Origin of the sequence: Parendozoicomonas verongulae (assembly GCF_009711465.1) — a bacterium.
GTDB lineage: Bacteria > Pseudomonadota > Gammaproteobacteria > Pseudomonadales > Endozoicomonadaceae > Sansalvadorimonas > Sansalvadorimonas verongulae.
In genome coordinates this window covers 39,776-53,904 of record NZ_SMME01000856.1, presented here as the reverse complement: position 1 = coordinate 53,904, position 14,129 = coordinate 39,776, and the positions used below count along the sequence as shown (strand labels likewise).

Sequence of the window (14,129 nt, the reverse complement as noted above, 5' to 3'; positions counted from 1 at the left end):
GAAATGCTGGAGCCCGTGTTTTTTTCTGCGTCTGAGCCATCTAAATCTTTAGAACCATCAGCACCATCACAAGGTAGAACCGCCACTGGGGTCACAGCCTATATGATGTGCCCGATCTGCATGGATGCGATGGAAGATGATCTGGTACGAGTTCCCTGCTGTAAGCAAATATTTCATAGAAGCTGCATTAAGCAATCCGTAGGGGATAACAAAGGTCCGTGCCCATGCTGCAGAACATTTTTCGATATTAGCCAGATAGACAGAGGCGAAGTAAGAGCACCATTTATTGTTGTTGAGGGGAGGAATGAACCTGAAGTCATTGATGTCAGGCCCAATGTTAAACCAGGAGAATTTAGATTACCTCCAGCCAGCGCAGACCATCCTGACTCCTATGCCGGTGGGTGTGAGGATACTCCCATGCCCCAGCCATCCGGGAAGAAAAAAACAACCGGGAGCGCCAAGCCTGCGTCATCAGAAGAAGGTTCGGCTACGCCGGCACCAAAGAATATTGACCTCACCGACTATAACAGACTTAGACGGGCAGCATCGGATGGGGATACAACAACAGTATTAGCCTGCCATGAGGCAGGAATGCGGTTAGATGTAACAGACACCGATGGCAATACACTTCTACATTTAGCTGCTGAAAATGGTCACATTGACACAGCTCTTCAGCTTATTAAGTTCGGGGTTTCTCCCAATGCACAAAATAAAAAACAAGAAACAGCATTACTAGTTGCAGCTTGGAAAAAACAAGCAGACATGGTTGCAGCCTTGTATGGGAATGGTGCCAACCTACACGATAAAGACGAAGAATGTCGGACTGCTATTTACATTGCAGCAGCAATTGGTGACTTAAAGACTGTTAACACGCTAATTACATAGGGTGCTGACATCAATGAAGTTTGTAGAAACCCAAAATGGGTCCCTGGCTCGATTGGCTCAGCACTACATATTGCAGCCCAAAAAGGTTATACAGAAATCGTTATAAAACTTATCGAAAGTGGTGCAAACATTAACCAAAACAAATACGGCAATGGTTTCACAGCTATTGATATAGCGGCGGCTTGTGGGTATACAGAAACAGTGATTGCTTTACTTGACAGAGGTGCAAAAATTAGCACAGGATATGATAGTTCATACGCTACAGTTAATGAGGCCGCAAAATCTGGCAACATTGAAACAGTTATCGCACTTCTTAATAGGGGTGCAAATATCACCGCTGCCCGCAGTGGCATTAACGCTTTACATTGTGCCGCTGCATATGGTGAAACGAATATGTGCCGTTTTTTAATCACTCTTGGATTGAATGTTAATTCTTTAGACCGTGACGGACGGACACCACTACATTTTGCAGCAGAAGACCACCATACTGATACGGCCATGGTATTAATTGAAAATGGGGCAAATGTTAGCCAAAAAACACTATACGGTACTAGTCCAATTGACCTTGCAAAAGGAAACCACCGATTGCTCGAAGAAATGAGAAAACATGTCTCCTCCTGTACAGTGCAATAACAACTCAAGGCTCGGCTAAGTTACCTTCTGTGGTTGTTAGATCTATCGTCCGATAAAATCAGGAGCTTGTTGTATAGTAACTATTCAGCCCTCAGCAAAGGAGCATGGCTGTAATTCTCAACAGCTATAAGCAGAGCTGGCTCACATCTGAAATTTCAGTCGATTGCACTTATTGTATTAATCCAGCTGTGCATGCGTAACACCTGCCATCATAACCAAGCTACCTGCAATCAGTTTATTTATAGTTCTCATACTGCGACTCCCAGCTGTTGTTTACCTGTCAGTCTTTCAGGCAACATGCCCTGCTCAATAATAAAATCCAGAATTTCACGAAGACCTTCGCCGGTTTTCATATTGGCAAAAACGAAGGGACGATCGCCTCGCATTTTTCTCGTATCGCGATCCATAACCTCTAGAGATGCGCCCACATAGGGGGCCAGATCTGTTTTGTTGATAATCAACAAGTCTGATCGGGTAATACCTGGCCCGCCTTTGCGAGGAATCTTATCGCCAGCAGAAACATCAATGACATAGATAGTTAAATCGGAAAGCTCCGGACTGAACGTTGCACTGAGGTTGTCTCCACCAGACTCCACCAGCACCATCTCCAATCCCTCATGGCGTTCACACAGGTCGCCGATAGCAGCCAGATTCATAGAGGCATCTTCCCGAATGGCAGTATGAGGGCACCCTCCCGTTTCCACTCCAACAATACGATCTTCATCCAAAGCCTGATGCCTCATCAAGAACTTGGCATCTTCCCGTGTGTAAATGTCGTTGGTAACCACGGCAATATTGTAAAGGTCCCGCAGTGAACGACAGATAGCAGTTAAAAGTGCCGTTTTTCCTGAACCCACCGGACCACCCACCCCAACCCGTAAAGTCTGCTTTTTCATAACTCCCACCTACGATCGGAACAATCGTGAATACTGTTGTTCATGCCAGGCACTGGCCATAGCGTAATGTTGCAGGCTATTGCCAATTTGATGGTCTTCCAGTGCAAAGCCCTTCTGAATCACAGGCTCAATACTGGCTATTAATCTTATAAGAATGCGCTGCGCAGCTGTTTGCCCCAAAGGCACAGTCTTTGAAGCCGATATCACCTGATTTTCACACCAGCTCCATAAAAAACCAGCCGCTGCCGTGTTTACTGGAATCCTCTGCCGCTGAGTTGCAAGAGCATACATGGCCACTGCTGTCGGGCGTGCTAACCAGTCCACCCGCTCATCGTCATATAATGTGCGGTGCCATGTAGCGAAGGTTTGACCTACCTGACGATCCTCGTCGTACAACTCTTTGGTTTCCCGGAAAGCCAACAGTTCATCATTCCAATATTCAACAGCATCTTTATCACCGTCTTGCCATGCGCAGTACAGGCGTTTAAACAGTGGGATATCCAACTGGCCCAAACCCATCTTCATCGACTGCTCTATCCACCCAGCTGTTGATGCCTCATCAGCACACCAACCTTTATCAATAGCTGTTTCCAATCCCTGGGAGTAAGCAAACGCACCGATTGGCAAAGATGGACTGGAAATATGCAATAGAGCCAGCAATTCCTCAGTTTTCATGATTCAATGCTCATGGTGATGGTGTCCATGAGCATGATGACTATGACCACCTTTACTGTAAGCCCCACTCTCTGGCTCAAAGGGAGCGGATTCATGAGTCACTTCAAGCCCTAACTGAACCAGCATGTCATCCAGTACATGGTCATGCTGATAACGCAACCATCCCTCTCCCACTTGCAGAGGCACATGACGGTTTCCCAAGTGATAACACGCCTTTGCAAAAAGATGGGAGTCATCGCAGCGGGCTGTTGTTACTTGTTCGTGGGCAGCCCGAATTTGAATCACTTCACCTGTTTCAGCCCTTAAGCAGGTGCCATCCCGAATAACCTCACCTCGTTCAATAAAAATCCCCACAGCGACGCCCTGCTCTGTGGTGGTTTTTAAACGTCCACGCTTGCGCTCATCAAAAGGCAGGCTAACACTGCCGTCTGCTTGGTAACGACCTTCAAGCCGTTCTGTTAACTGCAACATGCTGAGTGTCTATCCCCCTAAAACAGAAAATACCGTTGAGCCAGTGGTACAACAGTGGCCGGTTCACAAGTCAAAAGCTCACCATTGGCACGAACTTCATAGGTCTCCGGGTCAACATCCATGGCGGGCTGCCAAGTATTCAACACCATGTCTTTTTTGCGCACAGTTCTGCAGCCTCGAACAGCTGTTAATGTTTTCCCTAATCCAAGGCGAGAACGAACGTCGCTGTCCAAAGCAGCCTGAGAAACAAAAGTCAGTGATGTGTTTTCAACAGCCTTTCCCATGGCACCAAACATCGGCCGATAATGAACAGGCTGCGGAGTGGGTATCGAAGCATTAGGGTCGCCCATAGGTGCTGCCGCAATAGCGCCGCCCTTAAGAACGAGGGAAGGTTTGACACCAAAAAAGGCTGGTTTCCAGAGCACAATATCCGCGAGTTTTCCCTCCTCGACAGAGCCAACCTCATGAGCAATACCATGAGTCAGTGCCGGATTCATGGTGTACTTTGCAATGTAGCGGCGAGCCCGAAAATTATCGTTATCGCCCTTTCCCTCTGACAAAGCCCCCCGTTGCTCCTTCATCTTGTGCGCTGTCTGCCAGGTACGACTAATCACCTCACCTACCCGTCCCATTGCCTGGGAGTCAGAAGCAATCATGCTGAAAGCACCCAGGTCATGAAGAATGTCCTCAGCCGCAATAGTCTCCCGTCGGATACGAGAATCTGCAAACGCCACATCTTCTGGAATACTAGGATCCAGATGGTGACATACCATGAGCATATCCAGATGCTCATCAACTGTATTTATGGTGTAAGGACGGGTGGGGTTTGTTGATGATGGCAGTACATTTGATAAACCACATGCCTTAATGATATCCGGCGCATGACCACCACCAGCTCCCTCCGTGTGATAGGTATGAATGACCCGATCCTTAAAAGCAGCAATGGTGTCTTCCACAAAGCCGGATTCATTGAGAGTATCTGTATGGATGGCTACCTGAATATCATACTTTTCAGCAACAGAAAGGCAGCAGTCGATAGAAGCCGGAGTGGTGCCCCAGTCTTCATGGAGTTTCAGCCCCATAGCTCCTGCTAACACCTGTTCCTCTAAAGCGTGGGGCAAACTGGCATTTCCCTTCCCCAGAAAACCGATATTCATGGGAAGACTATCCACCGCCTGTAACATCATCCCCATATGCCATATGCCAGGGGTACAGGTGGTGGCATTTGTTCCCGTGGCTGGCCCTGTTCCACCACCCAGCATGGTGGTCACTCCAGACATTAAAGCCTCTTCCACCTGCTGCGGGCAGATAAAATGAATGTGGGCATCAACGCCACCAGCCGTAATAATTTGCCCCTCACCGGCAATCACCTCAGTGCCTGGTCCAACAACAATGTCTACACCAGCTTGTGTATCTGGATTACCCGCCTTACCAATAGTCTGAATACGCCCGTCTTTGATGGCAATATCCGCTTTTACGACTCCCCAGTGATCGAGAATCAGAGCGTTGGTGATCACAGTATCCGCGACATCAGCATCTCCAAGCTGGCTTTGTCCCATACCGTCACGGATCACCTTACCACCACCGAATTTCACCTCATCCCCATAAACGGTGTAATCCTTTTCAGGGCTGATAAAGAGACTGGTATCTCCCAGTCGTACCTTGTCTCCTACCGTCGGACCAAACATTTCTCCGTAGGTCCGGCGATCCATCATTTTCCCCGTCATACATCATCTCCCTGCACTGGCGCCAGTACCCCCATAACCTCACCACGAAAGCCATAAATAGTGCCCGTTCCGGCAAAGGCCACCAGCTCAACTTCACGCTCCTGACCAGGTTCGAACCTGACTGCCGTGCCGGCAGGGATATTCAACCGAAAGCCACGAGTTATCGCCCTATCAAAGTGCAAAGCAGGATTGGTTTCATAAAAGTGATAATGGGAGCCCACCTGAACCGGTCTATCTCCCGAGTTCGCTACAACAACCCGACAGGTCGCTCGCCCCTCATTGATAACCAGCTCCCCTGACTCTGTTATCAACTCTCCGGGAATCATCGTTACTCCCCTTTTTTATTTTTGATTGTGCGAGTTTTTAATCAGGCTATCGGATTATGAACCGTAACCAGCTTAGTGCCATCAGGAAAGGTGGCTTCAATCTGAACCTCATGCACCATTTCAGGCACGCCTTCCATCACTTGCTGCCGACCTATAACTTCTCGCCCTTCATTCATCAGCTGGGCAACGGTTTTACCATCCCTCGCACCCTCCATAATATGCATGGAGATCAAGGCGACAGATTCTGGATAATTCAACTTCACCCCTCGGGCAAGGCGACGCTCGGCAACCAACGCTGCGGTATACAGCAGAAGTTTGTCTTTTTCTCTGGGTGTCAGTTCCATATAACGACTTCACCTATATACAGGACAAAACGTTTAGTAGCACTGAGAAGCTAATGTTTTCATCCTTGGACTCTTGATTTAACAGAACCCTACGGAGCATATCCAGCCTCAGTCTAAGCAGGGATTTTTCCGGGCGCAAATGCTTGTTGAGAGGCAGGTATTTCACTTCACCATAGTGCCAGTGCCCTGCAGAGTGTGGCAAGGAGTGCGCCAGACATCTCAGCTCGCACCAACGACAACTTCAAGATACTTCCTTATCGAGACGCACTATAAGGCGCAAAAACTAAAGAACCGATACCGAAATCGCTCCAAAATGGCACTATGGCATCACAGTTATAAAAACTCAGGTACTCCATATCCTCGGTGTACAAACAGGCCGGCCATGTACACATGGGCGACACAGCTCCCATACAAACTCAAACACCTTTCGCGCCTGAGCTGATGAATGCCCCAGATAACGAGCCAGAAGCAAGCCGTTGCGCCATGAAAGTGCTGTCACTTTGTCTAGCCGTTGATCAATGAGTTGTTCATGCCAAAGCGCAACATCCGGCTCGTTTTCTATTGTTGCTATCAATGAGCCAAACACACTGCATCCCGACAACCCCAGCAAACTGGCATGACGAGCGTCATTTGAGAGAAGCTCTAAGCGCTCACGAAACAGAGGGCGCTTATCACGATAAACAGCAACGGTCTGAAGTAGTTGCCCTTTTTGAAAGACTTCTCCTGACGCCTGCCTTCCCAGGCAAATGATATCCCAGCCTATATAGCTGGAACCATCCGACAGGTGAACAACTGTATCCAGTTCCGCCTGACAGCCTTCAAACAGGATGGTTTCCTGAGGGAGCCACTCTAGAACGCCATGTTCTTCCACTCTTATAAGAACTTCTTGTCGTTGGCTCCGATTAGCTTTATTGAAATACACTTTGCCTGCTGCTGGTGTTGTCACTAAACCTGCTGCACCAGTACGAACCGTGAAGGATTGTCTAAGAATATCTCCGGCTACCAAACCACCCGGGGGATGCAAAACATAAAGGTGAGCAAGACCATTACCCTCAGGAAAAAAAGGGCGCTGTAGACGAAGCGGGCCGTAGTGCCTTGTCCGGCCGATAAAACTCCTTTCTCCATCAGATTTCAACTCTATATCCAACCCAGCCTGCCACCTTTCAGAACTATGGTCTTGGGTTGAAAGTGCATATGACATAGCTGAACCCCGTTTTTTATTTTCTCCAGTTTCTTATAACTCAATAGCGCAGTTTTTAACGCTTGATCCGTGCCAGCCTTTTTGATTAAAGGTTCATTATGCAGCTTTGGCATAGGCAATCAGTGAGGCCGTTGGCTCCTGGCGCCCAAGATCTCGCCCTGCCATATACCAGCACCATAAATACCAACTCCTGACCGTTGTAGTATCCCCCTGTCGCCTTGTCCTTAACCTTATGAGCTCGGTATCATCAATGACAAGGGTTCCAGTACTGATCTTGTAAGAGGGCGAACCAGCACAGATACGACTTGCAGAACAGTGAATCGGAAGGCTATCTTACCCTACCAGTCTGCTGTTGTGGTGTTGAAGGTATCTTGCGGGGCTCGATACTGAGCCGCAGCAGTAGTCTGGCTACTCCCGCTCTACACAAACCCCTCATCTGCGTCAACTATTAAAAACTGCGCTATCGAGTAAAACCTATACCAATGTGTCTGATACCATGAGTAGAATTGCGACAACCTGCCCCTATCTGGCACAACGAAAACAGTTTACAAGCCCTTATAACGGCATGATTTTTAAGGATTTTGCAGAAAGAAATGGCAAAAAGTAACGGCCAGCCCGAAGGCAAAAAATCCACCCACACACCAATGATGCAGCAGTATCTGCGCATCAAGCAGGAACACCGTAACCAACTGGTGTTCTATCGCATGGGTGATTTTTACGAACTGTTCTACGACGATGCACGCAAGGCTGCGGAGCTTCTGGATATTACTCTCACAGCCCGTGGTCACTCAGGGGGTGAGCCTATCCCTATGGCCGGCATACCCTACCATGCCGCTGAGGGTTACCTCGCTCGTCTGGTAAAAATGGGCGAATCTGTTGCCATCGCGGAACAGGTTGGTGACCCGGCCACCAGCAAAGGGCCTGTTGAACGGAAAGTGGCACGGGTTATTACGCCCGGCACGGTAAGCGATGAGGCGCTGCTTGAAGAACGCAGCGACAACTGGCTGATGGCCATTCATCGCCACGATGACACTTATGGTTTGTCCTGGCTCGATATCACCAGTGGTCGTTTTCGGATCATGGAAGTGCGCTCTGAAGAAGCTGTGCTCAGCGAAGTACAGCGTCTCTCCCCTCGAGAACTGCTGCTCAGTGAAGACTGTGCTTTTCCGGATCCCATCAGCAAGCGTAAAGGCGTCAACCGACAGCCACCCTGGTGCTTTGATAACGACAGCGCCCGGGAAGTATTGACTCGCCAGTTCGCCACCAAAGATCTGGCCGGATTCGGCTGCGAACATATGACCGTGGCAATCGAAGCCGCTGGTTGTTTGCTGCAGTACGCCCGTGATACCCAGCGCACGGAACTTCCTCACCTGCGCTCCCTGTCCGTTGAGCGTCGTGAAGAGACTGTCGTTCTCGATGCCGCCAGCCGTGCCAACCTGGAACTGGACATCAACCTCAATGGTGGTAAAGACAACACCTTACTGTCAGTGATGGACAGCACGGCCACAGCTATGGGAAGCCGTCTGATGGCCCGCTGGTTGAACCGACCACTGTGCAACCGCAAAAAGTTGGACCTGCGCCAGAACGCCATTACTGGTTTGGTTGATCAGTACGCTTATGAGGTACTCGCTCCGGTATTGCGAGGCATTGGTGATGTAGAGCGTATTCTGGCCCGAGTTGCTCTGCGTTCTGCACGCCCGCGGGATTTAGCACGTTTGCGTGATGCACTTTCTTGTCTTCCAGAAGTACAAACTCACCTGACCTCAGTAGCGGGTGATTTACTGGCAACGCTGTCGGAACGCATTAGCGTTTTCCCAGAGGAAGTGGATCTGCTACAACGTGGCGTGATTGAAAACCCACCGGTTGTGATTCGTGATGGCGGCGTTATTGCCACGGGTTATGATGAGGAACTGGATGAGCTGCGCGCCCTGAGCGAAAACGCAGGTGGCTATCTGCTGGAGCTGGAAAAGCGGGAAAAAGAACGCACCGGCCTGAGCACTCTCAAGGTGGGTTTCAACCGTGTGCACGGTTACTACATTGAGCTGAGCCGCCGCGAGTCTGATGATGTACCAGTGGATTATATCCGTCGTCAAACTCTGAAAAACACCGAACGCTTTATTACTCCTGAGCTGAAAGAGTTTGAGGATAAGGCCCTTTCCAGCAAGAGCCGCGCACTGGCACGGGAAAAAGCACTGTACGAAGAACTGATCGACAAGCTGAACGAGAACCTCGGCCAGCTGCAGGATTCCGCCTCCGCTATCGCCGAGCTGGATGTGCTCACCAGCCTGGCCGAACGCAGCCAGACCCTGAACCTCTGCCGCCCGACCCTCACCGAAGAACCCGGCCTGCATATCGATGAAGGTCGCCATCCGGTTGTGGAGCAGGTACTGGACGAGCCATTCGTAGCCAACAGCCTTGAACTGAACAACAATCGTCGAATGCTGGTGATTACCGGCCCGAACATGGGCGGTAAATCAACCTATATGCGACAGGCGGCGCTGATTGTTCTGCTGGCCCATATTGGCAGCTACGTGCCTGCCGCCAGTGCCAAAATCGGTTTGGTAGATCGTATCTTTACCCGTATCGGCTCTTCAGATGATCTGGCCGGTGGCCGCTCGACCTTTATGGTAGAGATGACCGAAACCGCCAACATCCTCCACAACGCCACCGAGCGCAGCCTTGTGCTGATGGATGAAGTAGGCCGGGGCACCAGCACCTTTGATGGTTTGTCTCTGGCCTGGGCTTGTGCCCGTCATCTGGCCGACCAGGTCAAAGCCTTCACCCTGTTCGCCACCCATTATTTTGAGCTAACCCAGCTGCCGGAGGAAACACACGGGGTTGCTAACGTGCACCTGAATGCGACCGAACATGATGACAGCATTGTTTTTCTCCATGCCGTGCAGGAAGGGCCTGCCAGTCAGAGCTATGGTTTGCAGGTAGCACAGTTGGCTGGCGTACCACGAGATGTCATTACGCTCGCAAAAGAGCGTCTGGAACAGCTGGAAGCGGGCGAACACCCACCCGCAAATACAGAACCTGCAGCCATTGCCGGGCCCATCCCCCCTATGGAGGTCAAAAAGAGAGGCCGCCGCACAGTGGCGGTAATGAGTCCACAGGCTGATATGTTTGCATCGGCTCCCCACCCGGCCGTTGAAAAACTGAATATGCTGGCGCTGGATAACATGACTCCTCGTGAAGCACTCAACCTGCTTTATGATTTGAAAGAACTGGTTTAAGGCTCCCTTCTGCTGAGGTGCGCATATGGCCGATAATGCCACCTCACTTGCAAGCTGAGTACTGTTACATAGCAGGGCGAGCTGCTACCATAGCGCCGAAATTAAAGTCGGCAAGGTGCATCTCTGCAATAGCAGGCTGCACGGGAACGACGAAAACCATAAATACCTGAATTGTTAAATTGAGATGGAGTATCTGCCATGGCTTTCGTAGTGGGTGAAAACTGCATCAAGTGCAAGCACACAGACTGCGTTGAAGTATGTCCCGTTGACTGTTTCTACGAGGGCCCTAACTTCCTGGTCATTCATCCTGATGAATGCATTGACTGCGCACTGTGCGAGCCTGAGTGCCCCGCCAACGCTATTTTCTCGGAAGATGAAGTACCTGAAGATCAGCAGGAGTTTATTGAACTGAATGCAGAGCTGGCCGAAATCTGGCCAAACATTACCGAGATGAAAGACTCACCGGCGGATGCAGATGAGTGGGATGGCAAACCTGGAAAACTGGCTCTACTGGAACGTTAGGAGTATTAAGAGTAACGTCCACTGCATAAAAAAAGCCTCAACCCATCATCAGGCGTTGAGGCTTTTTTTGTATCAGCTTACGCTGTGTTTCGTGTCAATTCCCGCTAAAGAGGGAATCACTGGTCAGACCCTGCTTTTCCAGAATCAGGCGCAGACGCTTGAGAGCTTCCACCTGAATCTGACGAACCCGTTCACGGGTCAGGCCAATCTCCTTGCCCACCTCTTCCAGCGTACTGGTTTCGTAGCCTCGCAAACCAAAGCGTCTGGCAACCACTTCCCGTTGCTTTTCAGACAGCTCGCACAGCCACTTATCAATACTGGTGTTCAGGTCGCTATCCTGCAGCAGCACTGCAGGGTCGCTCTCCCGTACATCTGAGATGGTGTCGAGTATGGATTTGTCGGAATCATGCCCCAGTGGCGTATCGACAGAGGTGACCCTCTCGTTGAGACCAAGCATACGCTTAACGTCATCAACAGGTTTATCAAGTAACTCGGCAATTTCTTCCGGTGTTGGATCGTGGTCGAGTTTTTGTGTCAGTTCCCGGGCAGCCCGCAGATAGACATTCAGTTCCTTTACCACATGGATGGGAAGGCGGATTGTCCGGGTCTGATTCATAATCGCCCTTTCAATAGTCTGCCTGATCCACCAGGTTGCATAGGTTGAGAAACGGAAGCCTCTCTCCGGATCAAACTTTTCCACCGCACGAATCAAGCCGAGGTTACCCTCTTCTATCAAATCCAGCAGGGAAAGGCCGCGGTTTACATACCGCCGGGAGATTTTCACCACCAACCGCAGATTACTCTCAATCATACGCCGCCGACCAGCTTCCACCCCTTTGCGGGCAAGGCGTGCGAAATGCACTTCCTCGTCCGGTGTCAGAAGTGGTGAAAAGCCAATCTCGTTGAGATACATCTGGGTTGCATCAAGAGATTTGTAGAAAGCATCTTCTTCCCGAACACGAGGTGTAGGAGAAGTCGCGCTTTTCTGCACTGTATTTTGCTGAGACAACCCCGAATCACTACCGCTGACTTCTTTTGCCTGCCCTGAATCGAACTCCATTTCCTCTTCAGGTGCCTGACTTACTGCGGTTAATTCAGTCTCTTCCTTTTTTAGTGCCATAAGTGCCAGCCCTATTTAATTGGTCCCACTCACAGCCGAAAACAGCCTCTGGCTGCATCGACGACCTGTATCAGGTCCGTCTTTTATATGCCTACTGCTACTTTTTTACTGATTACCTCATCGTTTCGGCAAGAAATGAAGAGGGTCAACAGGCTTACCATTGCGCCGTATTTCAAAGTGCAGCTTTGGCTCGTTAGTCCCTGTAGAACCTAATTCGGCTATCTTCTGACCCGCTTTAACGGTGTCGCCTTCACTCACCAAAAGCTTTTTGTTGTGAGCGTAAGCACTGAGATAGCTGCTGTTATGTCTGATAATGACCAGGTTTCCATATCCTGTCAGACCAGCTCCGGAGTAAACCACTTCCCCGCTTGCCGTCGCCTTAACAGGTTCCCCAATCCGACCAGCAATAGCAACCCCCTTGTAAAGCTGACCTCGAGTGGAAAAACGGGTAATAACCTTTCCTGAAGCAGGCCACTGCCAACGAACTTTTCCATTAGAAACCACTTGTGCAGGCTTGGTAGATACTGATCGTTTTTTGTTCGGTGCGGACTTTACTACTGTCGAAGCCGGTTGTGAAGAGGCAGCAACTGTTTTCTTTTGTGAGAGCTTGCGAGCAACTGTTTGCGCCTTGCCAGCCCCCCCCAGGTGTAGCTTCTGACCAGGGTAAATCGTATAGGGTGAACGAATACCATTGCTAGCCGCTAACCTCTTGAAATCCTGACCATTTTTCCAGGCAATAGTAAACAGGGTTTCGCCGGGTTCTACAACATGGGTTCCCCATGTCACGGTAGCAGGGCGGGTACGGGATGTTACGGGGATATTTTGGGGAGGCGCAGCACAGGATGCCAAAAGCAGTGCGCACATCACCATGCCCACCATTCTTGAGCAAACACTCAAATGAAAAAACTGCAATCTTGTGATCATCTTCACATCCTGTGAGACCACGGCATGACTGCGGCCTCCTGCTCTTTAATGACTATAGATTATAAAAAACGCACAATTATGAACAACAAAGTCTAAAAATGGTGCAATATACACCACTAATCCACAACTTTTACTCTTGTATCGGCACCACTTTTGGGCATATCGAGAAAAGAATCACACCTTATCCCCAATATATACGCACTACGTTCTTAAAAAGCATCTACAGGAAAGATCAGCGGCTACGGGAGGCAATCCAGTCCATACCCAGCACCAGAACAATCGCCACCAACATACACACAACAGCTTCCACTTCCATGGCAGAAACTCCGTTCAATTGCGCATAAGTATCTGGGGAGACATTGTGCTGCAAAAGGGGGACAAGCTCACCTTTACTATCGATGCGGGTAGTGAGCACTTCTTTCCAGGGCCAAAGTTTATTCAACGAGCCCAACATAAGCCCTACGAGAAATCCGAATGTGGGTACGCGTACTTTCACCAAAAGCCAAGACAGAAAGCGGGAAAATAATAACAGCCCCACCACACAGCCTGCGGCCAGCACAACCAGAACAGGAATATTCAGCCCCTTCACTGCCAGCATCACCGGTGCGTAGTAGCCCAGAAGCAAAAGAATAAAGCTGCCGGAAATACCAGGAAGAATCATCGCACAGATAGCTAGCGCCCCTACAAGAAAAAACTCTGGCAGGGAAGCATCATGTCCAGCAGCCGGTACGCCACCGGCAATTATCCACGCCAATCCTGCCCCGACTATAAGAGTCACGGCCGCCATTGGCGTCCAACGTATTTGCCTTCCGATATGCCAGGCCGAAACCAGCACCAGCCCAAAAAAGAATGACCACACAGGAATAGGATGATGCTCAAGAGCCCAGGTAATCACCCGCGCCAATGTAAAAACACTGGTAAGAATTCCCGCAAACAGTGTAACCAGAAATGTGCCATTGATATGCTTCCAGCAGGCAGCAATACCATCATTTATCAGCACCTTCAGTGCACCAGGCCCACACTGCTTCAGGCTATCAAGAAGCTGATCATAAATACCGGTTATAAAGGCAATGGTGCCGCCGGATACGCCAGGCACAACATCCGCTGCCCCCATAGCTAAACCTTTGCCATAGAGGAGAAGCGAGGATTTCAAATTATTCACAGTTATT

14 protein-coding genes are annotated in these 14,129 nt (G+C 49.8%); 4 read left to right on the top strand and 10 right to left on the bottom strand.

Annotated features, from left to right (window positions below; translation table 11 throughout):
* Both E1189_RS16310 and E1189_RS25830 read left to right on the top strand, forming a co-directional pair.
* A partial coding sequence (locus tag E1189_RS16310) for an ankyrin repeat domain-containing protein (RefSeq protein ID WP_230460462.1) occupies window positions 1-885 on the top strand: 885 nt, incomplete at its 5' end.
* A gap of 9 nt (window positions 886-894) precedes the next feature.
* The gene (locus E1189_RS25830) at window positions 895-1,518 is read left to right on the top strand and encodes an ankyrin repeat domain-containing protein (RefSeq protein WP_329602085.1); all 624 of its coding nucleotides are present in this window, start codon (window positions 895-897) and stop codon (window positions 1,516-1,518) included.
* Between the two features lie 248 nt (window positions 1,519-1,766).
* Here the strand turns inward: E1189_RS25830 and ureG are convergent, their stop codons facing one another.
* The 7 genes from ureG to E1189_RS16270 form a co-directional block, all read right to left on the bottom strand.
* Window positions 1,767-2,414: an urease accessory protein UreG gene (gene ureG / locus E1189_RS16300; RefSeq protein ID WP_155161519.1), complete on the bottom strand. Its 648-nt coding sequence runs from the start codon at window positions 2,412-2,414 to the stop codon at window positions 1,767-1,769.
* Between the two features lie 9 nt (window positions 2,415-2,423).
* The gene (locus tag E1189_RS16295; RefSeq protein WP_155161517.1) at window positions 2,424-3,089 is read right to left on the bottom strand and encodes an urease accessory protein UreF; all 666 of its coding nucleotides are present in this window, start codon (window positions 3,087-3,089) and stop codon (window positions 2,424-2,426) included.
* Between the two features lie 3 nt (window positions 3,090-3,092).
* A complete protein-coding gene (gene ureE / locus E1189_RS16290; RefSeq protein ID WP_155161515.1) occupies window positions 3,093-3,560 on the bottom strand; it encodes an urease accessory protein UreE in 468 nt (155 codons plus the stop codon).
* A 17-nt stretch (window positions 3,561-3,577) separates the two neighbouring features.
* On the bottom strand, window positions 3,578-5,287 hold the full coding sequence (gene ureC, locus E1189_RS16285; protein ID WP_196221479.1) for an urease subunit alpha: 1,710 nt from the start codon (window positions 5,285-5,287) through the stop codon (window positions 3,578-3,580).
* Window positions 5,284-5,613 carry an urease subunit beta gene (locus E1189_RS16280; RefSeq protein ID WP_155161512.1) on the bottom strand — a complete coding sequence of 110 codons (330 nt, stop codon included), beginning with the start codon at window positions 5,611-5,613 and terminating at the stop codon, window positions 5,284-5,286. Before E1189_RS16280 ends, ureC begins: the two co-directional genes overlap by 4 nt.
* Window positions 5,614-5,654: 41 nt before the next feature.
* Complete coding sequence (locus E1189_RS16275) at window positions 5,655-5,957, bottom strand: urease subunit gamma (protein WP_155161510.1); 303 nt, start codon at window positions 5,955-5,957, stop codon at window positions 5,655-5,657.
* Window positions 5,958-6,300: 343 nt separating this feature from the next.
* Window positions 6,301-7,158, bottom strand: coding sequence for an urease accessory protein UreD (locus E1189_RS16270; protein WP_155161508.1), 858 nt, complete (start codon window positions 7,156-7,158; stop codon window positions 6,301-6,303).
* Between the two features lie 593 nt (window positions 7,159-7,751).
* Between E1189_RS16270 and mutS the strand changes: the two genes are divergently transcribed.
* Window positions 7,752-10,394 carry a DNA mismatch repair protein MutS gene (gene mutS / locus E1189_RS16265; protein ID WP_230460460.1) on the top strand — a complete coding sequence of 881 codons (2,643 nt, stop codon included), beginning with the start codon at window positions 7,752-7,754 and terminating at the stop codon, window positions 10,392-10,394.
* A 198-nt stretch (window positions 10,395-10,592) separates the two neighbouring features.
* On the top strand, window positions 10,593-10,916 hold the full coding sequence (fdxA, locus tag E1189_RS16260; RefSeq protein WP_155161506.1) for a ferredoxin FdxA: 324 nt from the start codon (window positions 10,593-10,595) through the stop codon (window positions 10,914-10,916).
* Window positions 10,917-11,010: 94 nt separating this feature from the next.
* On the opposite strand, the gene rpoS is transcribed toward fdxA, so the two are convergent.
* The 3 genes from rpoS to E1189_RS16245 form a co-directional block, all read right to left on the bottom strand.
* A complete protein-coding gene (gene rpoS / locus E1189_RS16255) occupies window positions 11,011-12,036 on the bottom strand; it encodes an RNA polymerase sigma factor RpoS (RefSeq protein ID WP_230460459.1) in 1,026 nt (341 codons plus the stop codon).
* A 117-nt stretch (window positions 12,037-12,153) separates the two neighbouring features.
* Window positions 12,154-12,960: a peptidoglycan DD-metalloendopeptidase family protein gene (locus tag E1189_RS16250; protein WP_230460458.1), complete on the bottom strand. Its 807-nt coding sequence runs from the start codon at window positions 12,958-12,960 to the stop codon at window positions 12,154-12,156.
* 232 nt (window positions 12,961-13,192) lie between these two features.
* Window positions 13,193-14,122 (bottom strand): polyprenyl-phosphate transporter, encoded by a 930-nt coding sequence (locus tag E1189_RS16245; RefSeq protein ID WP_490353537.1) that lies wholly within the window; start codon window positions 14,120-14,122, stop codon window positions 13,193-13,195.
* Window positions 14,123-14,129: the final 7 nt, after the last annotated feature.

Excerpts from the sequence above, each read along its gene's own strand:
- E1189_RS16270 (WP_155161508.1), bottom strand. The coding sequence starts at position 7,158 with ATGTCATATGCACTTTCAACCCAAGACCATAGTTCTGAAAGGTGGCAG.
- ureE (WP_155161515.1), bottom strand. The coding sequence starts at position 3,560 with ATGTTGCAGTTAACAGAACGGCTTGAAGGTCGTTACCAAGCAGACGGC.
- E1189_RS16275 (WP_155161510.1), bottom strand. The coding sequence starts at position 5,957 with ATGGAACTGACACCCAGAGAAAAAGACAAACTTCTGCTGTATACCGCA.
- E1189_RS16250 (WP_230460458.1), bottom strand. The coding sequence starts at position 12,960 with ATGATCACAAGATTGCAGTTTTTTCATTTGAGTGTTTGCTCAAGAATG.
- E1189_RS16280 (WP_155161512.1), bottom strand. The coding sequence starts at position 5,613 with ATGATTCCCGGAGAGTTGATAACAGAGTCAGGGGAGCTGGTTATCAAT.
- E1189_RS16295 (WP_155161517.1), bottom strand. The coding sequence starts at position 3,089 with ATGAAAACTGAGGAATTGCTGGCTCTATTGCATATTTCCAGTCCATCT.
- mutS (WP_230460460.1), top strand. The coding sequence starts at position 7,752 with ATGGCAAAAAGTAACGGCCAGCCCGAAGGCAAAAAATCCACCCACACA.
- fdxA (WP_155161506.1), top strand. The coding sequence starts at position 10,593 with ATGGCTTTCGTAGTGGGTGAAAACTGCATCAAGTGCAAGCACACAGAC.
- ureG (WP_155161519.1), bottom strand. The coding sequence starts at position 2,414 with ATGAAAAAGCAGACTTTACGGGTTGGGGTGGGTGGTCCGGTGGGTTCA.
- ureC (WP_196221479.1), bottom strand. The coding sequence starts at position 5,287 with ATGACGGGGAAAATGATGGATCGCCGGACCTACGGAGAAATGTTTGGT.
- rpoS (WP_230460459.1), bottom strand. The coding sequence starts at position 12,036 with ATGGCACTAAAAAAGGAAGAGACTGAATTAACCGCAGTAAGTCAGGCA.